Origin of the sequence: Rivularia sp. PCC 7116 (assembly GCF_000316665.1) — a bacterium.
Lineage (GTDB): Bacteria > Cyanobacteriota > Cyanobacteriia > Cyanobacteriales > Nostocaceae > Rivularia.
In genome coordinates this window covers 2,305,018-2,328,716 of sequence record NC_019678.1, presented here as the reverse complement: position 1 = coordinate 2,328,716, position 23,699 = coordinate 2,305,018, and the positions used below count along the sequence as shown (strand labels likewise).

18 protein-coding genes are annotated in these 23,699 nt (G+C 38.3%); 14 read left to right on the top strand and 4 right to left on the bottom strand.

What is annotated here, in order from left to right:
- Nucleotides 1-31 precede the first annotated feature (31 nt).
- The 12 genes from RIV7116_RS09130 (at nt 32) to RIV7116_RS36380 (ending at nt 18,152) form a co-directional block, all read left to right on the top strand.
- On the top strand, nt 32-1,231 hold the full coding sequence (locus tag RIV7116_RS09130; RefSeq protein WP_015118005.1) for a 3-dehydroquinate synthase: 1,200 nt from the start codon (nt 32-34) through the stop codon (nt 1,229-1,231).
- A 58-nt stretch (nt 1,232-1,289) separates the two neighbouring features.
- Nucleotides 1,290-2,543: a metabolite traffic protein EboE gene (gene eboE / locus RIV7116_RS09125; RefSeq protein ID WP_015118004.1), complete on the top strand. Its 1,254-nt coding sequence runs from the start codon at nt 1,290-1,292 to the stop codon at nt 2,541-2,543.
- Nucleotides 2,544-2,757: 214 nt separating this feature from the next.
- Nucleotides 2,758-4,167 (top strand): alkaline phosphatase family protein, encoded by a 1,410-nt coding sequence (locus RIV7116_RS09120; RefSeq protein WP_015118003.1) that lies wholly within the window; start codon nt 2,758-2,760, stop codon nt 4,165-4,167.
- Nucleotides 4,168-5,003: 836 nt separating this feature from the next.
- Entirely contained in the window at nt 5,004-7,205 is a 2,202-nt protein-coding gene (locus RIV7116_RS09115) for an anthranilate synthase (protein WP_015118002.1), read from the top strand.
- A gap of 120 nt (nt 7,206-7,325) precedes the next feature.
- Nucleotides 7,326-7,709, top strand: coding sequence for a hypothetical protein (locus RIV7116_RS09110; RefSeq protein ID WP_015118001.1), 384 nt, complete (start codon nt 7,326-7,328; stop codon nt 7,707-7,709).
- Nucleotides 7,710-7,764: 55 nt separating this feature from the next.
- Nucleotides 7,765-8,610 (top strand): indole-3-glycerol phosphate synthase TrpC, encoded by an 846-nt coding sequence (trpC, locus tag RIV7116_RS09105; protein WP_015118000.1) that lies wholly within the window; start codon nt 7,765-7,767, stop codon nt 8,608-8,610.
- Between the two features lie 108 nt (nt 8,611-8,718).
- The gene (gene trpA, locus RIV7116_RS09100; RefSeq protein WP_015117999.1) at nt 8,719-9,534 is read left to right on the top strand and encodes a tryptophan synthase subunit alpha; all 816 of its coding nucleotides are present in this window, start codon (nt 8,719-8,721) and stop codon (nt 9,532-9,534) included.
- A 141-nt stretch (nt 9,535-9,675) separates the two neighbouring features.
- Nucleotides 9,676-11,067 carry a tyrosinase family protein gene (locus RIV7116_RS09095; protein WP_015117998.1) on the top strand — a complete coding sequence of 464 codons (1,392 nt, stop codon included), beginning with the start codon at nt 9,676-9,678 and terminating at the stop codon, nt 11,065-11,067.
- Nucleotides 11,068-11,205: 138 nt separating this feature from the next.
- Entirely contained in the window at nt 11,206-12,444 is a 1,239-nt protein-coding gene (gene trpB, locus RIV7116_RS09090; RefSeq protein WP_015117997.1) for a tryptophan synthase subunit beta, read from the top strand.
- 368 nt (nt 12,445-12,812) lie between these two features.
- Nucleotides 12,813-13,895, top strand: coding sequence for an anthranilate phosphoribosyltransferase (trpD, locus tag RIV7116_RS09085; RefSeq protein ID WP_015117996.1), 1,083 nt, complete (start codon nt 12,813-12,815; stop codon nt 13,893-13,895).
- 812 nt (nt 13,896-14,707) lie between these two features.
- Nucleotides 14,708-15,619 carry a hypothetical protein gene (locus RIV7116_RS35745; RefSeq protein ID WP_015117995.1) on the top strand — a complete coding sequence of 304 codons (912 nt, stop codon included), beginning with the start codon at nt 14,708-14,710 and terminating at the stop codon, nt 15,617-15,619.
- 358 nt (nt 15,620-15,977) lie between these two features.
- Complete coding sequence (locus RIV7116_RS36380; protein WP_015117994.1) at nt 15,978-18,152, top strand: hypothetical protein; 2,175 nt, start codon at nt 15,978-15,980, stop codon at nt 18,150-18,152.
- A gap of 515 nt (nt 18,153-18,667) precedes the next feature.
- Here the strand turns inward: RIV7116_RS36380 and RIV7116_RS09065 are convergent.
- The 4 genes from RIV7116_RS09065 to RIV7116_RS09050 are packed head-to-tail and all read right to left on the bottom strand — an operon-like array spanning nt 18,668 to nt 21,405.
- Nucleotides 18,668-18,973 (bottom strand): antibiotic biosynthesis monooxygenase, encoded by a 306-nt coding sequence (locus RIV7116_RS09065; protein WP_015117993.1) that lies wholly within the window; start codon nt 18,971-18,973, stop codon nt 18,668-18,670.
- 41 nt (nt 18,974-19,014) lie between these two features.
- Nucleotides 19,015-19,731, bottom strand: coding sequence for an SDR family NAD(P)-dependent oxidoreductase (locus RIV7116_RS09060; RefSeq protein WP_015117992.1), 717 nt, complete (start codon nt 19,729-19,731; stop codon nt 19,015-19,017).
- A 34-nt stretch (nt 19,732-19,765) separates the two neighbouring features.
- Entirely contained in the window at nt 19,766-20,503 is a 738-nt protein-coding gene (locus RIV7116_RS09055; protein WP_015117991.1) for an SDR family oxidoreductase, read from the bottom strand.
- Nucleotides 20,504-20,547: 44 nt separating this feature from the next.
- Complete coding sequence (locus tag RIV7116_RS09050; protein ID WP_015117990.1) at nt 20,548-21,405, bottom strand: AraC family transcriptional regulator; 858 nt, start codon at nt 21,403-21,405, stop codon at nt 20,548-20,550.
- Between the two features lie 46 nt (nt 21,406-21,451).
- On the opposite strand from RIV7116_RS09050, the gene RIV7116_RS09045 reads away from it, so the two are divergent.
- Both RIV7116_RS09045 and RIV7116_RS09040 read left to right on the top strand, forming a co-directional pair.
- Entirely contained in the window at nt 21,452-22,345 is an 894-nt protein-coding gene (locus RIV7116_RS09045) for a helix-turn-helix transcriptional regulator (RefSeq protein ID WP_015117989.1), read from the top strand.
- 180 nt (nt 22,346-22,525) lie between these two features.
- A complete protein-coding gene (locus RIV7116_RS09040; protein WP_015117988.1) occupies nt 22,526-23,509 on the top strand; it encodes a Rieske 2Fe-2S domain-containing protein in 984 nt (327 codons plus the stop codon).
- Nucleotides 23,510-23,699: the final 190 nt, after the last annotated feature.

Sequence of the window (23,699 nt, the reverse complement as noted above, 5' to 3'; positions counted from 1 at the left end):
ATTCCGAATTCCCAATTATCTATAATTAATCATGATATTAGAAGTAAAAAGCAAGCCTAAATATAATCTGCAACCGATTCAGCAACGGGTTGAGGTGACTTTTAATTATCCGGTTCACTTCACTAACGGGATTTTTGATTTGGATAATCCGCTTTTAGCGCAGATTATTGAAAATGATGGCGAAGCAAAGCCTAAAAAGATTGTGTTTGTTGTCGATGGTGGTTTGTTGGAACATCGAGGTGACTTGCTCTCGAAATTGCGGCAATATTGCGATCGCAATGCTGATATTTTAACTTTATCTGCCGAAGCAATGATAGTTCCCGGCGGTGAAGCAGCAAAGAATAATCCTCAATTACTAGAAGATATTCATCAGTTAGTCGAGAATGCCGGTATTTGTCGTCACTCTTATATTATTGCAATTGGTGGTGGTGCGGTTCTGGATTTAGTTGGATATGCGGCAGCTACTGCCCATAGAGGAATTCGTCTTATCCGTATTCCTACAACTGTACTGGCTCAAAATGATTCTGCTGTAGGTGTTAAAAATGGTATCAATGCTTTCGGTAAAAAGAATTTTTTAGGAAGTTTTGCACCACCTTATGCTGTTATCAACGATTTCGATTTTCTTAACAGTCTAGATGATAGAGATTGGCGAGCGGGTATTGCTGAAGCGGTGAAAGTTGCGCTGATTAAAGATGCAGAATTTTTTGAATTTATCTCTAATAATGCTGCACTCTTAGCTCGTCGCAATATAGAAGTAATGCAGCAGGTAATTTATCGATGCGCCCAGCTACATTTACAGCATATTGCTAATAGCGGTGATGCTTTTGAAATGGGTTCTTCTCGCCCTCTAGATTTTGGACATTGGGCTGCTCATAAACTCGAACAATTGACTAATTATCGTTTGCGTCATGGGGAAGCGGTGGCAATTGGTATTGCTTTAGACAGCACTTATTCTTATCTAGAAGGAATGCTTTCACATTGCGAATGGCAAAATATACTAAATACCTTCAAGATATTAGGATTTGAATTATACATTCCCGAACTTGCCCAAGAGTCTAATATAGAACATCCCAGATGTTTGTTTCGCGGGTTAAACGAATTCCGGGAACATTTGGGTGGAGAACTAACCCTAACACTTTTGCAAAGAATTGGAGAAGAAATTGAGGTTCATGCAGTAAAAAATTCTTCATATCAACAAGCAATTACCCTGTTATCTAATGCGAAAATGTAATTATTCGCAATGTTGCAATTCGCAATTTGCGTTTAGCATTTGATAAACAGTTATAAATATGAAAGTCTTTTCTAACAAAAATTTTCACCTAACTTACTGCACCAATATTCATCCCGGTGAAGATTGGACTCAGGTTTTTGCTAATTTGCAGCAATATATTCCTTCTTTGAAGAAAAAGCTATCGCCCAACCAACCTTTCGGCATCGGATTGCGTTTAGCAAATGCAGCATCTAGAGAACTTTTACAAGGAAATACCTTGGAAGAGTTTAAATCGTGGTTAAACGAACACGATTTATATGTTTTCACGCTAAATGGTTTTCCCTACGGTGGATTTCACTTACAAGTTGTAAAAGACAAAGTATATGCACCGGATTGGTCTAAACAAGAGCGTTTGGATTATACATTAAGATTGACTCAAATTCTTGCCGAATTATTGCCCGAAGAAATAGAAGGTAGTATTTCTACAGTACCCATATCTTATAAACCTTGGTTTGAGGGCAATCAACTTTCTCAAGCCAAATTAATGAGCAGTGCTACTATCCATATAGCTCAAGTCGTAGCGCAAATGGTAAGAATCCGGGCTGCAACCGATAAAGTTCTGCATTTGAATTTAGAACCCGAGCCGGATGGATTAATTGAAAATGCTGAAGAAGTCATAAAATACTTTGAAAAATATTTGTTACCCATCGGTGGAACATATTTAGCCAAAAACCTAGCAATTCCTCAAGCAGCAGCCGAAGTACTGTTACTCGAACACGTGAGAGTGTGTTACGACACCTGCCATTTTGCAGTAGAGTATGAAAATCCGGTTTCTGTATTTGAAAAATTTCAAGCTGCTGGCATCCAAATTGGCAAAATTCAGATTAGTGCTGCATTAAAAGCCGAAATATCCAAAGACAAAAGCAAAAGGCTGTTACTCAAAGAAAGATTGCAACCTTTTGCCGAATCCACATATTTACATCAAGTAATTGCTCGCAATGCTGACGGAAGTTTACAGAATTATCGAGATTTAACCACAGCCTTATCTTTTCTCGAAGAAAGCAACGCTTGTGAATGGAGAACCCATTTTCACGTACCATTATTTATCGATGACTATCAAGTATTGAAATCAACTCAAGACGATATAGTTACCGTATTTGAACTATTGCAACATAAAGACATTTGCAATCACTTAGAAATTGAAACCTACACTTGGGAAGTTTTACCTCCCGAAATGAAAGTAGATATCGCAGCATCCATTCAGCGCGAGTATGAATGGGTTTTATGGAAATTACAAGCAACCAATCATCAAGAATTAGTAGTTAGTAGATAGTTGTTAGTGGTTAGTTGTTAGTCGATACTGGTTTGTAGTAAGCGCTAAAGTGGTCGAATTAAAGACTAAATGCCTTACTACGAACCTATAAAAAATAATATACCTAAAAAGATTATATTTACACTATCAACTATCAACTTTCACCGGTCGGGTGTGGATCATCAACTATCAACTATCAACTATCAACTAACAACTAACAACTAACAACTAACATATGAATAAAACAGTAGTAATTAACGTAGTCGGATTAACTAAAAATTTATTAGGAAAGCATACACCAATGCTTTCGCGATGGGCTGAGGGGGGAAAAGTTGCCACTGTAGAACCAGTTTTACCAGCGGTTACTTGTTCGGTACAGTCTACTTATTTAACGGGTAAAATGCCATCAGAGCATGGCATTGTCGGTAATGGTTGGTATTTTAGAGATGACTGTGAAACTAAGTTTTGGCGACAGTCGAATAAGTTAGTTCAATCTCCGAAAATATGGGAGATGGCAAGACAATTGGATTCTGATTTTACCTGCGCTAATATGTTCTGGTGGTACAACATGTATTCATCGGCAAATTATGCAGTAACTCCCCGACCGATGTATCCTGCTGATGGTAGAAAAATACCCGATATTTATACTCAACCAAGTAATTTTCGCGAGCAATTACAAGCAGAGTTCGGACAGTTTCCTTTATTCAACTTTTGGGGACCAACTGCATCAATTGCATCTACACAATGGATTGCCAATTCATCAAAATGGGTAGAAGAAAAATGCAGCCCTAATTTAACTTTGATTTATCTACCGCATCTAGATTACTGTTTGCAAAAATTTGGTCCCAATCAAGACAAAATAGCTAAAGAATTGCAAGAAGTCGATGCTGTTTGCGGCGATTTAATTAATTTTTACGAACAACGCGGAGCCTCTGTTGTTGTCCTATCAGAATATGGAATTACATCTGTCTCCCAACCTATTCATATTAATAGATTATTGCGTTCAAAAGGTTTATTAGCCATTCGCGAAGAAGAAGGAAGAGAACTCCTCGATGCCGGAGCTAGTAAAGCTTTCGCCGTAGCCGACCACCAAATTGCTCATGTTTACGTCAACGATGCCGATTGTATTCCTCAAGTCAAAAACCTGTTAAAAGAAACTGAGGGAATAGACTACGTTTTAGACGAAACTAGCAAGCCAGATTATCATCTAAATCATTCTCGAAGCGGGGAATTAATCGCTGTTGCAAACAGTAATGCATGGTTCACTTATTATTACTGGCTCGACGATAAACGCGCTCCAGACTTTGCCAGAGCAGTAGATATTCACCGCAAACCCGGTTACGATCCAGTAGAATTATTTGTCAATCCTCAAATCAAATTTCCCAAACTCAAAGTAGGCTTAAAGTTGCTCAAGAAAAAGCTAGGTTTTCGCTACTTGATGGATGTGATTCCATTAGATGCTTCCTTAGTAAAAGGTTCTCATGGCTGTATTCCCCCCACCCCCGAAATGGGACCTTTATTAATTAGTAAACAAAGTGACTTAATTAATGCTTCATCTATCGAAGCAACCGATGTATGTGAGTTGATATTGCAGCATTTAACGGTTGGTAAGGTTAAAGGTGAAAGGTTAAAGGTGAAAGGTTAAAGGTTAAAGGTGCCCGCTCGTTCCAAGTCTCTGACTTGGAATGTCATTTCTTGAGGCTCCGCCTCCTCTGTGTATAAGAGGCAGAGCCTCCAATATTGTATTCCTTGCCGGAGACAAGGAACAAGTTAAAAGGTTGAAGGTTAAAATAATCTTTGTTCTCCCCCCTCTCCCCCTCTTCCCCCTCTTCCCCCTCCGAAGACATATAATCTTTTTCATACTCTGGATGGTAGCAATAATACTGATTTTTTGTATGTCATTTTTTTTTAGTAAACTTATGTAACAGCTAAAAATTGGACACACCTATCGAAAAAAAGTTCATGTATGCCTTGCACGATATCTAGTAGTCTTAAATTATTAAGACATTTAAAAAGTTCACGGCTAGGGGTTTTCCGGATATTGCTGTTCCGCTTATACCTGTAATTTTTTGCATTAGGTTTGTGTTTTACTGTATGCTTTGAATCAAAGCGTATACCTATACAAAGAATATTTGTTCGCGAAAACTTGCGACACAAATTAAATTGGTTGTCTTATTTTGAGCTTTAAATGCATATTTTTTCAAATTTTTATTAATATCTCACGTAGTATTGAGCGGTACATTAGCTTGACTAGGTTTTAGCAATTATACTGTGGTTGAATTATTGTAATTTATTTGTAATTAGAATTAGTCATAAGTTAGAAATCCACGGTAGTGAAGATAATAAAGTAATTAGTCGTATAACCACAAACAGCAGAGGTGAATGCATTTATAGCTTCTACCTAAATTTGATTTTTTTGATTTTTAATTTTTGACTTAACGTTTAACTGCATACTCAGCAATTTTTCCAGAGGAATAGCCCATGATCGAAAAGCAAGCTTACATAACTAGTGGCGGTATTAATGTATCTCGCACGGTTACGGAAGTTGAGATTGATGCAGCCTTACAAGATATATTGTTTCACCTTGATTCAAAGCGTGGGGGTTTGCTCAAAAGTAATTATGAATATCCGGGAAGATACAAAAGATGGGCAATTGGATTTGTAAATCCACCTCTGGAAATAGCTACCCGAGATAAAAGTTTTAGTATTAAGGCTTTGAACGAACGCGGTAAGGTGATTTTACCAATGCTTTTGCAGCGTTTATCAAATCATTCGCAACTAGCACAAGTCGAAATTACTACGGCAAGTATTACCGGTACCATCAAGCGATCGCAACAATTTTTTGCAGAAGAAGAGCGCAGCAAACAACCTTCAGCTTTTACAGTTATCCGCGATATTCTACAAGCTTTTTACAGCGATGAAGATGAGCATTTAGGGCTTTATGGCGCGTTTGGTTACGATCTAGTATTTCAGTTTGAACCAATTTCTCAACGCTTGCAGCGTGCGGACGATCAAAGAGATTTAGTGCTGTATTTACCTGATGAGTTGGTAGTTGTTGACTATTATCTGCAACGTGCTTATCGTCTCAGTTATGAGTTTGAGAAAGGAGAAGCTACTACGCAGAATCTTCCTCGTACTGGTGAATCTATAGATTATAGAGGTAAACGCTTGACTCAGGAGCGTACCTCAGATCATGAGAAAGGCGAATATGCCAAGCAGGTAGAAGGTGCCCTTGATTACTTCCGCCGTGGCGATTTATTTGAAGTTGTACCTTCACAAAACTTTTCTCAAACCAGTGAAGCGAAACCTTCAGAATTATTCACCACTTTAGGGCAAATTAATCCGAGTCCTTACGGCTTCATATTTAATTTAGGTGGAGAATACCTTATTGGTTCTTCCCCAGAAATCTTTGTTCGAGTTGATGGTAGAAGGGTAGAAACTTGTCCGATTAGCGGTACTATAGCGCGGGGAAGGGATGCTCTCGATGATGAAAAGCAAATTCGTCAGCTACTTAATTCATTCAAAGATGAATCCGAATTAACCATGTGCACCGACGTAGATCGCAATGATAAATCGCGGATTTGCAAACCGGGTTCTGTACGAGTAATTGGTCGCCGTCAAATTGAAATGTACAGTCATCTAATCCATACGGTAGACCATGTAGAAGGTACGCTAAGACGAGAATTTGACGCTTTGGATGCCTTTTTAACTCATACTTGGGCTGTGACGGTAACGGGGGCACCGAAGAAATCAGCAATTGAATATCTCGAACAGAACGAACGCAGTGCCAGACGCTGGTATGGTGGTGCGGTAGGTTACTTATGCTTTAACGGCGATTTGAATACGGGATTGATTTTACGGACAATTAGACTCAAAGATTCAATTGCCGAAGTCCGAGTCGGTGCAACAGTATTGTATGACTCGATCCCCGCAGCCGAAGAACAAGAAACCTTAACTAAAGCTGCCGCAGCTTTTGAAACTATTCGCCGAGCAGGGGAAAAAGTAAAAACCGCCAAATGCGATGCAAAGTCTTTAACTGCTTGTGTTGGCGATGTAGAAGCTGGAAAACGCATTTTATTAATCGACCACGAGGACTCTTTTGTTCACACTTTGGCGAACTACATGCGTCAAACTGGAGCATCCGTAAAAACACTCCGTCATGGATTTGATGAATCAGTTTTTGATACCGAAAATCCAGATTTAGTTGTATTGTCTCCAGGACCGGGAAAACCAAGTGATTTTAAAGTTCAGCAAACTGTTAAAGTTTGTATGCGTCGTAATATCCCAGTTTTCGGCGTGTGTTTGGGATTGCAAGGCATTGTTGAAGCTTTTGGTGGTGAATTAGGAGTTTTAGATTATCCACAACATGGTAAACCTTCCCGGATTAATATTACTGACTCAGATTCGGTAATGTTTAAAGATTTACCCGAAGCTATTACAGTTGGTAGATATCATTCTTTATTTGCACTCAAGGATAAATTTCCTCAAGAATTGAAAATTACCGCAATGTCAGAAGACGATGTGATTATGGCAGTTGAACATAAAACGTTGCCTATTGCAGCAGTACAGTTTCACCCAGAATCAATCATGACTTTGGCTGGAGATGCTGGATTGGCAATGATTAAAAACGTCGTTTACAAATATACGAAGTCCGAAGATTCGGAAGTGGTACCTGTAACTTAGACAGTTAATCACTAACAGTTATCAGTAACTAATAAGCAATTGTTTACTTGCTGATAACTCTTAACTGTTAAGCATCTGCCGCCCGAACCAGACATCTTCATATAAATCCGAAGTGTATCGTTGTTTGGTATAGAAGGATTACCAGTTCTGACTGAGACATTTGTTGGTAGCGGTGACGATAAATTATTTGCAACTACTACTGGTACTGTTATACCTAACTTTGAAGACCTTACAACATCGATTTCTGGTACTACAACTATTGTGGGTGGAGAAGGCAAGTTTGAAGTTGCAACGGGGACTTTAGCACTTTCGGAAAATACGATTTTTGACCCAAACGCAACAACAGAACCTAGCACTACAGGTACAGCCTTATTAACTGGTTCGTTTACAGTACCCCAAAAAGTTCCAGAAGCAGGGCATACTTCAACTTTGCTTGGCATAGGAATTATTGGTACGGGCTTATTATTGCATAAAGGTAACAAACTGCTACTAAATAAATTATAGGTATTAGCAATAAATATACAGAGGCTCGCCTTACTCGTTCTAAGGAAGTAATATTATGAATAATGTGACAACTACCAATAGAATTCATATGCTAACTAGGCCCCGACACATACTTGAGGAAATAGTCTTGCATAAAAGGCAAGAAGTTGCTCAAATGCGATTGGAATCTCCTTTAGCTAAGGTGCAAGAACAACTAAAAGATGCACCAAAGGTAAGAGATTTTTTAAAGGCTTTGCAAGATAATTCTCACAGTCCTAGTTTAATTGCAGAAGTAAAAAAAGCATCGCCAAGTAAAGGAATTATTCGGGAAGATTTTGACCCAGTTAATATAGCCCAAGCATATGAAAAAGGGGGAGCCGCCTGTCTTTCAGTTCTCACAGACAGTCGTTTTTTTAAAGGTAGCTTTGACAACCTACGTAGAGTTAGAAAAAGCGTAGAATTACCGCTATTATGCAAAGAATTTATTGTTGATTTATATCAAATATATTTAGCTAGAACTGCGGGCGCTGATGCAGTACTCTTGATTGCAGCGATTTTATCCGACGTACAGTTGAAAGACTTTTTGCGGGTAATTCACAGCTTGAAAATGACAGCTTTAGTAGAAGTCCATACTCCTTCAGAATTAGATAGAGTGTTAAGACTTCCTGACGTAAAATTGGTCGGAATAAACAACCGCAATCTCAAGAATTTCACTGTAGATTTAGCAAATACAGAAAAATTGATTGCTCAAAGAAAATCGCAATTGCAAAGTTTCGGAATTACCGTTATTAGCGAATCTGGTATATATACACCTGATGATTTAGATTTCGTCGAAAAAGCTGGCGCTCGTGCCGTTTTAGTCGGAGAATCTTTAGTTAGGCAGCCCGATGTGGAAGATGCGGTACGAAAGCTGCTCGGATAAGAGAATAGAGAGGGGGGGCAGAGGGGGTAGATGGGGTAGATTGAATAACTCCTCATTCCTCACTCCTAACTATTAATAATCAACAACTAACAACTAACAACTAATAACATGACTGCAATATCTCAACGTTTTGAAGAATTAAGAAAATCTAATACTTGTGCTTTAATTCCGTTTATAACTGCGGGCGATCCAGATTTAGAAACTACAGAAGCAGCACTGAGAATTTTAGATAAAAATGGTGCTAGCTTTATTGAATTAGGTGTCCCTTATTCTGACCCTTTAGCTGATGGCCCAGTAATTCAAGCTGCTGCTACTCGTGCTTTGGCAAAAGGTACGAAATTGGATAATGTTTTACAGATGTTGAAAACATTAACTCCCCAATTACAAGCACCAATTATTCTATTCACTTATTACAATCCCATCTTAAATTTAGGGATTAAAGAGTTTTTAGCAAAAGTCGCCAAAGTTGGTGTCAAAGGGTTAGTAGTTCCCGATTTGCCATTGGAAGAAGCTGAAAATTTGATAGAGTCAGCTAAAGAATTTGGTATCGAACTAACTTTGCTCGTAGCTCCTACGAGTTCCAAGGATAGAATCAGCGCGATCGCTAAATATTCTCAGGGTTTTATCTACCTAGTGAGTGTAACCGGTGTTACTGGAGTCCGTTCTGGTCTACAAACTCGCGTCAAGGATATTCTAGATGACTTACGCGGAGTCACCGATAAAGCAATTGGTATCGGTTTCGGTATTTCCAGTGGGGAACATGCTGCTCAGGCAAAAGAATGGGGTGCTGATGCAGTAATCGTAGGTAGTGCTTTAGTAAAGCGATTAGCAAACGGTACACCCGAAGAAGGATTAAAAGCAGTCGAAGAACTTACCAAAGAATTAAAAGCCGCAATTTCTAGCGAGCAGTTAGTTAAACAGTGAACAGGGAACAGTTAGGAAGACGGGAGTTAGGAGTTAAGAGGACGGGAGCTATGAATATAATTTCTTTTGTTTCTCTATCTTTTCATACCTAATCCCTAATTCCCATTCCTAATTAAGCTATTAGTTATTACTTGTTAATTAATGAAATTTATCTCTAATAGGTTGTCCATTTCTGCTATTAGTTTGGTTTGTAGCTTAAATATATTTTCAAACTTGGCGATCGCCGGTGATTTTGTAGTTAGAAAAAACGTCGTGGATTTGACTTCAAAAGAGAAAACTGATTTAGTTGATGCTATCAAAACTCTAAAAACTACAATTCCTGAAGGCAGCGAAATCAGCGTTTACGACCAGTTTGTAGGCGTACATTTGGGAGCAATGAGTTTAGCTCGCAAAAATGGTGCAATGGAAATGCCAAAATTTAACCAAGATTTCGATATAGCTCATGGGAATTCGGCATTTTTACCTTGGCATCGCGAATATATACTAAGATTTGAAAAAGCTTTACAATCAGTAAACTCAAATGTAACTCTTCCTTATTGGGATTGGACTCAACCAGAAGCTGTTGATACGATTTTTAAAAAAGACTTTTTGGGAATCAACGGTGAAGGTGTAACAATTGATATTGCAGGTGGTATTCCAGGTAATATTCCCTCAGATATTCCCGATATTGATAATGTTCCACCTGGTAATATTCCCAATAACATTCCAAGTGATATTCCTAATAATATTGCTTTTGGAGGGGGTTTGGTTGTGGAAGGGGGACCAGTTGTGTCCGGTAATTTTTCCGAAGCCGAAGGATGGGTTTTAAACGAGAAGATAAATATTGATAGAGATACCAGACAATCTTTAGGAACTTCTCTTGTCCGATTTTTAGGACAATTTCCTGCCAGTGATTATCCTTTACCTCAAGAACAAATCGATAAAGTTCTGGCTCTAGATGATTATCTTCTATTCCGTCCTGCTTTAGAAGGATATATTACTGTCGATGAAGATGGTAACGTAACTCGTGGAGGCTTCACTCACAACTATATGCATTCATACGTTGGGGGAGCAATTATTGACGATTCGGATTTAGAAAATATTCAATTTAAAGGACTAGGTACCATGAGTAACGTTCCTAGTTCTCCTTATGACCCAATATTCTGGCTGCATCACGCCAATGTAGATAGAATTTGGGCAGAATGGCAAGAAAATGGACATTCAGGTACCGAATACTATCCAGAATCGGGACAACCAGAAGGACATAACCTCAACGATAAAATGTGGCCTTGGGATGGTGGTAAATTACTTGCCGAAACTGAAGATTTGCAAGGTCTTTTATCTTTACTACCAGAATTTGAGCCTGGTGATGTAATTAGACCAATTGACGTTTTAGACCACACAAAACTAGGCTACAACTACGATACCCTACAAAATTCCCCCCAACCGGAGAAAGTACCAGAACCCACTTCTATACTGGCTTTCACAAGTATTGCTGCACTACTTGCGGTTGCTAAAAAACAGCGAGCAGTGTTAGCGAAGCATGTCCGCTAGGACATACAGCGAGCAGTTAGGAGATATGAATTAAATTATTTGATTTTTCCTTATCCCCTTATCTTCCCATGCCCAATGCCCAATGCCCCATCCCCAATTCAAAATTCAAACTTTAAAAATTACCTAAAGGATTAAAAAATGGTCAGTACTCCAGATATCAGTTCAAAAATTTCATCAGTTGCTCGTCCCGACAATTTGGGAAGATTTGGAAAGTTCGGTGGAAAGTACGTACCCGAAACTTTAATGCCAGCTTTGCTAGAATTGGAAACTGCTTACGAAAAGTATCGTAATGACCCCGATTTCAAAGCTGAATTGGACGGTTTATTACGCGATTACGTAGGAAGACCAAGCCCATTGTATTTTGCGGAACGTTTGACTCAACATTATGCAAAACCAGATGGCTCTGGAGCGCAAATTTACTTAAAGCGTGAAGATTTAAACCATACCGGCGCTCACAAAATTAACAATGCTTTAGCTCAAGTTTTGTTGGCTAAACGCATGGGTAAACAAAGAATTATCGCTGAAACCGGAGCAGGACAACACGGTGTTGCAACTGCTACAGCTTGCGCTCGTTTTGGTTTGAAGTGCGTGATTTTCATGGGTATTCACGACATGGAAAGACAAGCGCTCAACGTATTCCGGATGCGATTGATGGGAGCGGAAGTTAGCCCTGTAGAAGCTGGAACCGGAACTTTAAAAGATGCAACTTCTGAAGCAATCCGCGACTGGGTAACAAACGTAGAAACTACACACTACATTTTAGGTTCCGTTGCCGGACCTCATCCTTATCCAATGTTGGTACGCGATTACCACGCAATAATTGGCGTAGAAACTCGCAATCAATGCGAGGAAAAATGGGGTGGATTACCCGATATTCTTTTAGCTTGTGTTGGTGGTGGTTCCAATGCAATGGGATTATTTCACGAATTCGTTAACGATGAATCCGTGCGTTTGATTGGAGTCGAAGCAGCCGGTGAAGGTGTCGCTACCGAAAAACATGCAGCAACCTTGACCAAAGGAAGAGTTGGAGTATTGCACGGTGCGATGAGTTATTTACTGCAAGATGGTGACGGACAAGTCATCGAAGCGCACTCAGTCAGCGCCGGTTTGGACTATCCCGGAGTTGGCCCAGAACACAGTTTTCTTAAAGATATGAATCGCGCTGAATACTATAGCGTGACCGATAAAGAAGCTTTGGATGCATTTAGAAAAGTGTCGGAACTAGAAGGGATTATTCCCGCACTAGAAACCGCTCACGCTTTTGCTTATTTAGAAAAACTCTGTCCTCAACTAGATGGCAGTCCTAAGTTAGTTATCAACTGTTCCGGTAGAGGTGACAAAGACGTGCAAACCGTAGCTAAAGTAATTAATCTTTAGTAGTTTGTTCGTAGTTGCGCTGTCTTCGCCAAAAATGTACAGGGCTAAAGCGCAACTACGAATGTTTATCTCTCGTTACCTCTGGTTACCAATTTCTAACTGGTAATGATTTTCGAGAGGTTCTGTCTCTTGTATAATCAGAAGTCAAAGACTTGCATATAAGGGTTCCCAGCCACAGACTGGGAACCAGTAAAAATAGTTCATTCGTAGTTGCGCTGTCTTCGTTCAACATTTTTGGCGCTATGAGCGAAGCTTTCTCGAAGAGTAAGCGCAACTACGAACCTATAATTTAATATTTTTCATTTATTGTCTATTTAATTTAATAATTACAAATAATTCTAAATCTAAAATCTAAAATCTAAAATCCCATGACTCAAACCACAGTTCAAAATTCCCAAACTCCCGATACCGCTCGGTGGTCTACTTTATTACAACAGCTATTGAATAAGGAATCTCTGAGCATCACTCAAGCTACCGAATTAATTGAAGGATGGCTCAATGATGAAATTCCCCCGGTGCTTTCCGGTGGGATTTTGACAGCTATTCAGGCTAAAGGAGTCTCACCAGAAGAATTGGTGGGTATGGCTCAAGTTTTGCAATCTCAGTCTTTGGGAGGAATCGAAAATCAACAATCTGAGTTGCCATTAATAGATACCTGCGGAACTGGTGGAGATGGTGCTTCTACTTTTAATATTTCTACTGCCGTGGCTTTTGTTGCTGCTGCTGCTGGGGTGAAGGTTGCCAAACACGGTAATCGTTCGGCTTCAAGTAAAACTGGTTCTGCTGATGTACTGGAAGCTTTAGGTATAAATCTTCAAGCTGACCCCAAAAAAGTGCGGTCTGCGGTTGATGAAATTGGCGTGACATTTTTGTTCGCACCAGGTTGGCATCCGGCTTTGAAGCCCGTCGCTCCTTTAAGAAAAACTTTAAAGATACGTACTATTTTTAACTTGCTTGGACCTTTGGTAAATCCCATGAGTCCAACAGGACAAGTTATTGGTGTATCCGATCCATTTTTAGTACAGACAATTGCTCAAGCTTTATCGCAATTAGGGATTCGTCGGGGAATAGTAATTCACGGAAGAGAAAGATTGGATGAAGGCGGTTTGGGTGATGTTAATGATGTAGCGATGGTTCAAAACGGGCAAGTAAGTTTATTAGAATTAACGGCAGAAAAAGTAGGTTTAAATCCCGCACCAATCGGAGACTTGAAAGGTGGAGAAGTTCAAGAAAATGCCGATATTTTAAAAGCTGTTTTACAAGGAAAAGGTACGCAAGCTCAACAAGATGTAGTGGCTTTAAATACAGCTTTAGCTTTAGAAGTTGGCGAAGCCGTTGACGGAGAGGATATTGTTGAGCGTTGTACTAAAGGTGTAGTTATTGCTAAAGAAGTTTTGAAAAGTGGTGAAGCTTGGAAAAAACTAGAACAGCTTTCTAAATTTTTGAAGTAAGTAAGTAAGTAAAAGGGCATTGGGCATTTGAATTTTTAACCTTTGACCTTTTAATTAATAAATATAGCCGTCATAAAGTTAATTTAACCTCACTCCTTCCTCTCTCCTTACTAAGGAGAGGGGTGTCCGTATGACGGAGTGAGGTTGCCCCTTTGTATTGGATTCAAATGAAAACTGCTGTATAACTGTCATAAAATTAATTATACCTATATTTAATCAGAAAAATTGTTTTTAATTTGATCTATTTTTATTTTCTTTTTAGGAAAATTTGATTTTATATTAATTAAATTATAGCTAATTTCACTTGAATAGAATACAAATTCTACCTCACCCTGTCCTGACGGACATCCCTCTCCGCTATTTTGGAGAGGGAACGAGGGTGAGGTTTCGAGTGTGTTGGACTCAACTGAAAACCGCTATATTTCGTGTAATTCAATATCTTATATTAATCCGGGTCTTTTGTATCAAAAAAAATATCTAAAGAAACGAAAGAATCATCAAAACATTCTTCATAGTATTTAATATATAAATCAATTACTCTTATACATAGGCGTTAGGGAAACGAATTTTAACGCGGTTTTAGGGAATATCTTTAATTGTTGCTTTTGTAATTTGACATCTTCATCCAAAAGCAATGCTTTAGGTATTCATCGAGCTAACTAGCTATTAAGATATTCAATCATTATTGTTAGGAAGTTGTCAATAAATAGTGGTGAAAATAAATTAGGAAATCTTTAAACAAGTATATGCAGTTGTTGACTTGATTTTTTCCTAATTAATTAAAAAGTTCTCAATAAGGAGATTAATTTGTAATGGCAGAAGATACAAACCAAAATTCAGGTGGAAATTTAGATTTGAGTGAAAGCGTGTTCGCTCCCCTGCTTGAATTAGGGTTAGAGCCAGAAGATATATTCGGGGGTGGTGGCGCTCCTGCTGAGGATTCTGATGACAGCGGTATGCAAGGTGGGGAAGATATAAATTTAGGTCCATTTGACCGTTTAACTGATGTAGAAGGTTTTGAGTTGCAAGACTTTTTTGGCGGTTTCGGTGGTGGCGGTTCAGAAGGTGGTCCTCCTAGCGGTAGTGAAGGTGGCTCGGGAAGCGGTGGCTTCGGAGGCTCTGGTGGTGGCAATGTATCGCCATTCGCTCAATTAAGAATGAATCTAGACGGCTTATTTCTTAACACGAACGAGGATGGAACTCCTAACGTTAGCGAAGAGGATATTAGCGGGCTAAATCCTTTTGCTCGCCCTTCAGGTGGAAGTTCATCTACTCCTGACGAAATTACTGAAGGTGGAGACTCTGGTGCTGGCGGATTTGGCGGCGGTGGCAACCCATTCGCTGGTGGAGACTCTGGTGCTGGTGGATTTGGTGGCGGTGGCAACCCATTCGCTGGTGGAGACTCTGGTGCTGGTGGATTTGGTGGCGGTGGCAACCCATTCGCTGGTGGAGACTCTGGTGCTGGTGGATTTGGTGGCGGTGGCAACCCATTCGCTGGTGGAGACTCTGGTGCTGGTGGATTTGGTGGCGGCGGCAACCCATTCGCTGGTGGAGACTCTGGTGCTGGTGGATTTGGTGGCGGTGGCAACCCATTCGCTGGTGGAGACTCTGGTGCTGGTGGATTTGGTGGCGGTGGCAACCCATTCGCTGGTGGAGACTCTGGTGCTGGTGGATTTGGTGGCGGCGGCAACCCATTCTCTGGTGGTGGCAATCCATTTTCCTAAAATTGAATGCTTAATATTTTGGAAGCTATATAATGCCAACTGAAAATGATTGAATTATCTAATCATATTATGTAGCGAAAAAGCATAAATAAAAGTACATTACTTCTTCGCATTTTTTGGTTCATAGCCGCATTGTAGAGGCGCAATTTTTTCACGTCTCTACTTTTTATTTATATATAAATAAACAATAATTAGCTGTAGATTAATTTAATTTTTCTGGCTGTACAAATGCACATAAATTAATCATCTTTTAAGCATGATACTAAGTCTATGAAATCTTTAAATACTTATAATTAAAAATAGCTTACTCTATTTAATAGAAGCAAACTTATATTTATTATTAGGAGAATAGTTATAAATGGAATCTTCTGAACTAAATTATATTAATCAAAGTGATGACCAATTAATTAATTTTGACGATTCATTAATTGATAATTCCTCAATTGATGATATTGAATTAGATAGTAGTCTAAAATCAATATTAGAAGTTGGTAATATCGTTATTGGTAACGGACAATGGATAGTTGATGATGAAACTACACAAGAATCATTAACTGCTGAAGTAAAAGCGGATGTTGACGGAAGAATTGATTCTCTTTTCAATAAACTACGCGATAGATTACCTTTGAATGAAACCGAAGAAGAATCAGCAGGTAATCCCTTTACAGAAGAAAATCCTTTTGCGAATGGTGAAAATCCCTTTGGAGAAGAAGAATTTACTCCACCACCAGGTTATAATAATTCTCCTTTGCCTTCACCAGATATTGTAGATGAGGTTGAATTTGTAGAAAATTCTAATCCAACAGAAGAAACTGAAAATCCGGTTGTAGAAGATTCTAATCCAACAGAAGAAACTGAAAATCCGGTTGTAGAAGATTTTAATCCTACAGAAGAAACTAAAACTGATAATTTGGTTGTAGAAGATTCAAAGCCAATAGAAGATACCGAAGCTGACAATTCTGTTGTAGAAAATTCTAATCCGACAGAAGAAACTGAAACTGATAATTCTGTTGTAGAAGATTCTAATTCAACAGAAGAAACTAAAACTGATAATTTGGTTGTAGAAGATTCTAATCCAACAGAAGAAACTGAAACTGATAATTCTGTTGTCGAAGATTCTAATTCAACGGTAGAAAATGAAAACCCTTTTTCTGGTGGGGAAGGTGGAAATCCTTTTGCTGGTGGAGAAGGTGATGGAAATCCCTTTGCTGGTGGAGAAGGTGGAAATCCTTTCGCTGGTGGAGAAGGTGGAGAAAATCCTTTTTCTGGTGGAGAAGGTGAAAATCCCTTTGCTGGTGGAGAAGGTGAAAATCCTTTCGCTGGTGGAGAGGGTGAAAATCCTTTCGCTGGTGCAGAAGGTGAAAATCCTTTTTCTGGTGGGGAAGGTGGAGAAAATCCATTCGCTGGTGGAGAAGGTGGAGAAAATCCCTTTGCTGGTGGTGAAGGTGAAAATCCTTTCGCTGGTGGAGAAGGTGGTGGAAATCCCTCACAATCCTTTGATATGTTGGGAATGATTGCTGGTGAAGATTTATCATTCCTCAACGCTAGTGAAGGTGATGCTAACTATAGCGCTATACCCAATCAATCAACCAGCGAAACCTTAAAACTTGTCAGAGAAAGTCTTTTAAAATTTAACGCAAATCTTAACTCTCCAGAATTTTTCGCAGGTAACGAAACACCTTTACAAACACCGAATGGTTTACTGACGCTGTTCCGTAATGATATGTTCAGCTTCAACAATACCGCTAACTCTTTCCAAGAATTAGTTGGTGATGAGAATCCCTTTTCTAGCGGTGAATACAATCCTTTTGGTGAAGGTACCTTAGCAGAAGAAATTCCGTTTGATATTTTAAATGTTGCTCTTGATGGTTTACTTCCATTTAATGGTTCCGAAAATGTATTTAGTACTCCTGAAGGAGAGATTCCGATTGGTAACGGAAATCAAGATTTTGGTAGTGAAAATGCAGTTATCGGTAATGCTAATTGGAATTACGGTAATTTGAATGCGACGATTGGTAACGGTAACTGGAATTGGGATGGTACAAGTAATAATTCAACTGTTGGGAATGGAAATTGGCATTTAGATTTTTCTGTTGATAATAATACAGTTGGTAACGGTAACTGGTATTGGGATTCTAGCAGTCAAAATACAACCCTTGGTAATGGGAACTGGTATTTTGGAGATAACAATACGACTATTGGTAACGGTAACTGGGATTTTGGTAATAACAATACGGTAATCGGAAACGGAAATAGAGTTTATACAGATAACAGCATCGTAATTGGTAACGGTAACTGGTCGGTTGTAGTTGATAAATCTGCCGAAATTGCCGATGATTTATTGGGTGAATTAGAAACTATAGCAATGGGAGTTGGTGTTAAACAAAGTGCTAATATGCTTGTTGATTCATTGATGAATAAAGTAGGTGAAATTTTCCAACCTTTGACGGAAGATTTCGATGATTCGGCTTTGAATACTTATAACGAGCAGTTTGTTGATTCTGGTTTTGATATTAGTTTGCTTGCTACTTGATTGAGAGAATCGAAGGATTATAAAAACCGTAGCCAAAAGTGCTTATTATATTGATAGGGAGCATCTTGCTCCCACTACAGATATTTTTATAATTCTTACAAGAACCTTGAAATCAATTTCAAGGCTTATATACAAAGTACGTTGAAACGCACTAAAATCGCCTTAAAACCTTACATAGTCTGATTTATCAGACTTTATATATGAGCCTGGGAATTTATTCCAAGGCGGTTTTAAGTAGGTTGGTGTTGAAAATTGTAATTAGGGCAAGGCAGTTGGCAGTCGGCAGTCGGAGTAAGGGTTTAAGGCTAATTTACATTCTGTTATATAGGTATGTTTTTTTCTGCCTACTTACTTACGCGCAGCTGAGCTTGGTGTGTTCCCCACAACTTTTTGGTTATAGCAATTCGCGAAAATAAACTTTGCTGCAACTTCTTCAATTTCTTCATTTAGTGAGAGCCATATTAGCTGTCTTATTATTGATAGAAAGCAAGATGCTCCCACTAAAAATATTTTTATTACTCCCCTCGTTTAACTTCAATTGCTCTGGTATAAAACCTAGGTTCAACTGATTCTATTGCTTCAAAAAAATCTTGATTGTGCAACTCTTTAAATCTCTGATTCTCGCGCAATGTGGCTACATTTTCCTCACTTTCCCATCGAGCAACGGCTGTTACCCGAGTTCCGTCATTGCTCTGCAATAATTCCGCACTAATAAAACCAGGTTGAATGCGGACAACTTCTTGATAAACTCGCTGGATATTTTGTAAAGCTTGCTGTTGTTTTTCGGGTTGAACTGTGAATATGTTGATAAATGTAACCATAATTAAGGTCAAAGTTTAAAGGTTAAATGTCAAAGCTAAAACTAGCGACTTTGTTCTTGTAAATAAGGTACGCTGGAATTAACCATATGTGCTTCATATGAAGCTAACCAAGCAACATAATCGCCTATTTCATCGGCTGTTATCCATTCAGATTTTGCATTATCTTCGGTTGCACGAGTATTCACCAAACTGTTAACCATTACTTCATTAATCCGAACACCACTGTCTTTCATTTCCTCCATTAATACCTTTGCCATCATTAATTGTCCGGCTGCGGGAATTGCAACTAAACTATAATTTGGAATTACATTTTCAGCAGCAGAACCACCTAAAAAAGTATAGCTACTACCTTTATTTTCAGTTAGCACGGGTAGAAAAGTACGAGCGCAAACGAAGTGAGTTGTTAAATTTGTAAACATATACTTTTGCCAATCTTCCATTGATACTTGAGTCATGGGAATTCCACTTTTCCAAGTTCCACCAACAGAAGCAACAACAGCATCAAGACGATTGAATTGTCCTAATATTTGACTGCGGAGTTTTTCAGCACTTTCCAAATCTCCTAAATCTCCAATTATAGGGACAAAATTATCGTTTGCTAAATCTCCTAAATAACCTCGCAATTCTTCAAGTTTTTCTTGCTTGCGAGAAGTTGTAATTACCGTTGCACCAGCTTTAAGAAAAGAGCGGACAATTCCTTCCCCGACATTACCAGCACCACCAGCAATAAAAGCTATTTTTCCGTTCAGATTTGCCATTTTTATTCCTTTACAAACTAACTTTCAAAAACTATTAAACAATTCCACCGTTGGCTCGAATACTCTGTCCCGTAATCCAATGAGCATCGTCAGATACCAACGTCGCGACAGCATTCGCGACATCTTCAGGTTTACCCAAACGATTTAGCGGAGTTTGAGCGATCAATTGATTTACCTGTTCTTCATCTAATACCAGACCGTCAGTATCAGTAACTCCTGGCGAAACTGTGTTTACAGTAATACCTCGTTCGCCTAACTCTTTTGCCAAACAAGCGCTAAACTGTTCAATTGCAGATTTACATCCTGAATATGCTCCACCACCAGGAATTGCCATTACCGTTCCGCTAGTAGAAATGCTAACAATACGTCCGTTATCGGCTAAGTGTTTCGCGGCTTCTTGTAGAGCAAAATATACACCCCGCGTAATATCAAACATACTGTTGTATTCTTCTTCAGTCATTTGCGCTGTAGGCTTAAATATGTTTTTACCAGCAGCATTATTAACTAAAATATCGAGTTTTCCAAAATGTTCGAGAGTTTGTTTGAATAAATTACCCACGCTGTTAATTTCTTTTACATCAACTTGTAGCGCTATAGCTTCAGAACCCTCAGCTTTGATTTCTTCCACTACTTCTTGTGCTTTATTCTGACTGCTGTGATAAGTCACCACAACATTAGCACCATCTTTTCCCAATCTTTGAGCAATAGCTCTTCCGATACCGCGAGATGAGCCAGTCACGATTGCAACTTTTCCTGCAAGTTTACCCGTCATGTTTAACAAAACGCTTCAGTTACAGTGTTTAACAATAAATAGAATTAGATGTTCGCGTCTATCAAGATATTGCTCTCTTTCACATACTTTTTTGGTGTAACTCCCATAACTTTCTTAAAATGCCAGCCAAAATGACTTTGACTAGAGAAACCTGTTTTAACAGCCACTTGAGAAATAGATAAATTATTTAACAAATTTTTTGCACGGGCAATTCTAATTTGTGTTTGATATTTGTGAGGGGGAATTCCAACTTGTTTGCGAAATGCTCGATTTAGATAAAAGGGACTAAAATTGGCGATGCGTGCTAATTCTTCCAGCGATATATTTTTAGCATAGTTATCATTTAAATAGTCTTTTACTCGCTGAATCGATTGATTTTCCTTCCCTATATATTTTAAATTAGAACTATCTTGCGTATACCTTAAAATAAGTTTTTCTACAATTTGTAATAACAGAGATTGCTGTTTTAAGATTGATCCTTTAGAATTTTTTACTAAGACGTGAAATGTGAAAATAAGTTGACTTAATTCTTTATCGGAAGCTACTGGTGTCGAAAAGAACGGTAAGTATTGATAATTACCCTTAATTTCTTCTGCTAATTGTTTTAATAAATCAGCCTTAACTCTCAATCCATAAAATCTACAATTAAAATCGCTTTCAAAACTAGCTTTGTGTGTTTCTCCAGGTTGAGTTAAAGTAAAACTGAAAGGAGGAACCGTAAATTTTTCACCCCGATAATCAAAATTCCAATTGCTGCCCTGCATTAGTGTAATTTCGAGTTCTTCATGAAAATGAGCAGGAAGGTTAAAAGCAGAAGAATCACGATAGGCAATTTCGATATTATCAATATGTTTAGGTTGCCAAACTCTTCTCTCTTGATAAACTTTATTTGTATTTATCATATTTTTTTAATAGATATAAATTTGTATACCAATAATATAAATTGTAATGACAACAGAGCAAGCAATAAAAATAAATGCCTCTCAACCCCATCAAATAGAGCAAATTTTACCTCTACCGTTGCTTCTTTCTACCCCGGTTTCTCTATGTAATGGTTTTTATTTTAATTACCATCGACAATTAAATTATCAAGTTCCTGAAATTTTATCTTCTCAGCATATTATCGGTATTTCTCCTCAAAGCTTCTACGCAAGTTTTAAGGTAAATCAAAATTGGCAGCGTCAATATTATGGGGAAAGTGATATTGGAATTTTCCCGGCTTATCAAGCTTCTCCAGCAGCACAATTTGAGCAAGACAATCAATTTATTGTTTTAAGTTTTGAACCAGATTTTTTAATTAGTGCGGTTGATGAATCAATTAATATAGATAATATTGAAATTATACAACAAGTAAAAGCATATGACCCTTTAGTTAAACAAATTGGGTTAGCAATTAAACGAGAATTAGAAACTAGTATTAGTGATAGTCGTCTCTACGTAGAATCAGCAGCGAATATGTTAGCGGTGCATTTATTAAAACATTATTCAACGCGAAAGGTTAATCTCAAAAAATATAGCCATGGGCTGCAAAATTATAAATTGAAACGAATTAGGGATTACATTAACGATAACTTAGATAAAGATTTGTCTCTTGCTCAAATGAGTCAGATAGTACAGATGAGTCCTCATTATTTTGCCACCTTATTTAAACAATCAATGGGAATTGCACCCCATCAATACGTAACTAAATGTCGAGTTGAAAAAGCAAAATATCTTTTGTCTTATAAAGAATTTTCAATTATACAAATATCTAATTTAGTCGGATTTAAAAGTCAAAGTCATTTTGCAAAAGTTTTTCGTAAATATGTTGGTGTAACTCCGAGGAAATTTAGAATCAGTTAATAGCGAGCAGCATAAAGAAACCTCACCGTCTTTCCCTCTCCGCTCCGCAGGGAGAGGGATGTGCAAAGAATAAGATAAAACGGAAGATTTAGCTATTTTTCGGAAGATTGCGCGAGACAGTTTTGTTTAACCGAGACTAAACTAATCTCATCAATCTATTACTTAAAAACTTATATAACTATGTTAAAAGGCGCACCGTGGCTGTTAGCACATTGTTCGATGCTGAAGCCGAATCAGCCAATGAAAGTTTCTCTCTACGGTAACGACTACGTACTTTGGCAAGATGATAAGGGTAAAATCAGTTGTTTGCCGAATGCTTGTCCTCATATGGGTGCAATGCTATCGGAAGGTTGGTGCGTGACTAAATCAGACGGAAGTAGTACGGTGGTTTGTCCGTTTCATGCTTTGGAATTTGATAGCGAAGGATGTACGGTATTACCCGGTAATGATAAGTCAACTAAGTCGCTGTTACAACCATTGGAATTAATAATTCAAGGGGATTTTATTTGGACTTACGGAGGTTTTGAAGCCAAAATTCCGATTCCGAATATTATGAATGAAATTGCAGCAGAATATGAATTTATCGGGTTTACGGGTAATTGCAGTATTCAAACTGATTTTCTTTCGCTTCTATTGAATATGCACGATTACAACCATCAAAATGGTACCCATCGCGAGCTATTTGAAATCGAAGAGGTGCAATTAAAGCAGTTTATTGATGATGGATTTCACTCCCATGCTTACATTGCACAACCTCGGAAGAAACCAACAATAAAAGACATTTTAAAAAATCCCGCGCTTTTAGCAATGCCAAAAGTATTAGAAGCGCATTTAGAAAATTTCTTTCCAAGTATGGCAGTTATGCACGGTGAAAGTCCGATTTTTAGTATTAAAGAATGTCATTTTTATATTCCAGAATATTCAAATCAATCTCGCGTTTTTATTCTCATGTTTGTCAAAGCATACTCACCAATTGCTCATTTAATTAAACGAAATTTACTAAAGCTTGTGGGAGTAGTTATTGAGCAAGATGCTGATATTTTAGGCAAAATTTATGCGAATAGCCCTCAAAAGATTAAATTTAACAATGAAGTTGGTATGGATTGGGTAAGGCGGAATTTTGATAGTTTTCCCGAAGTTGGGGAGCCGAATTTTTCGCGGTGATTTGTTTGGTGTTTGTATCTTACAACATTGTTGTTATCTACAAATACCTGCCTTGTAAGCCGGAGGCTTTCTAGCCCGCACGCAATACCTACGGTACGCTCTGCTAGCCGCGTGAACGCAGAGAAATAAATTTCAAGGCTTATATACAAAGTACGCTAAAACGCACTAAAAGCCTTATCCAGTCGTCTTG

Coding starts and splice junctions, on each gene's coding strand:
- RIV7116_RS09130 (WP_015118005.1), top strand. CDS start 32: ATGATATTAGAAGTAAAAAGCAAGCCTAAATATAATCTGCAACCGATT.
- eboE (WP_015118004.1), top strand. CDS start 1,290: ATGAAAGTCTTTTCTAACAAAAATTTTCACCTAACTTACTGCACCAAT.
- RIV7116_RS09120 (WP_015118003.1), top strand. CDS start 2,758: ATGAATAAAACAGTAGTAATTAACGTAGTCGGATTAACTAAAAATTTA.
- RIV7116_RS09115 (WP_015118002.1), top strand. CDS start 5,004: ATGATCGAAAAGCAAGCTTACATAACTAGTGGCGGTATTAATGTATCT.
- trpC (WP_015118000.1), top strand. CDS start 7,765: ATGAATAATGTGACAACTACCAATAGAATTCATATGCTAACTAGGCCC.
- trpA (WP_015117999.1), top strand. CDS start 8,719: ATGACTGCAATATCTCAACGTTTTGAAGAATTAAGAAAATCTAATACT.
- RIV7116_RS09095 (WP_015117998.1), top strand. CDS start 9,676: ATGAAATTTATCTCTAATAGGTTGTCCATTTCTGCTATTAGTTTGGTT.
- trpB (WP_015117997.1), top strand. CDS start 11,206: ATGGTCAGTACTCCAGATATCAGTTCAAAAATTTCATCAGTTGCTCGT.
- trpD (WP_015117996.1), top strand. CDS start 12,813: ATGACTCAAACCACAGTTCAAAATTCCCAAACTCCCGATACCGCTCGG.
- RIV7116_RS35745 (WP_015117995.1), top strand. CDS start 14,708: ATGGCAGAAGATACAAACCAAAATTCAGGTGGAAATTTAGATTTGAGT.
- RIV7116_RS36380 (WP_015117994.1), top strand. CDS start 15,978: ATGGAATCTTCTGAACTAAATTATATTAATCAAAGTGATGACCAATTA.
- RIV7116_RS09065 (WP_015117993.1), bottom strand. CDS start 18,973: ATGGTTACATTTATCAACATATTCACAGTTCAACCCGAAAAACAACAG.
- RIV7116_RS09060 (WP_015117992.1), bottom strand. CDS start 19,731: ATGGCAAATCTGAACGGAAAAATAGCTTTTATTGCTGGTGGTGCTGGT.
- RIV7116_RS09055 (WP_015117991.1), bottom strand. CDS start 20,503: ATGACGGGTAAACTTGCAGGAAAAGTTGCAATCGTGACTGGCTCATCT.
- RIV7116_RS09050 (WP_015117990.1), bottom strand. CDS start 21,405: ATGATAAATACAAATAAAGTTTATCAAGAGAGAAGAGTTTGGCAACCT.
- RIV7116_RS09045 (WP_015117989.1), top strand. CDS start 21,452: ATGACAACAGAGCAAGCAATAAAAATAAATGCCTCTCAACCCCATCAA.
- RIV7116_RS09040 (WP_015117988.1), top strand. CDS start 22,526: ATGTTAAAAGGCGCACCGTGGCTGTTAGCACATTGTTCGATGCTGAAG.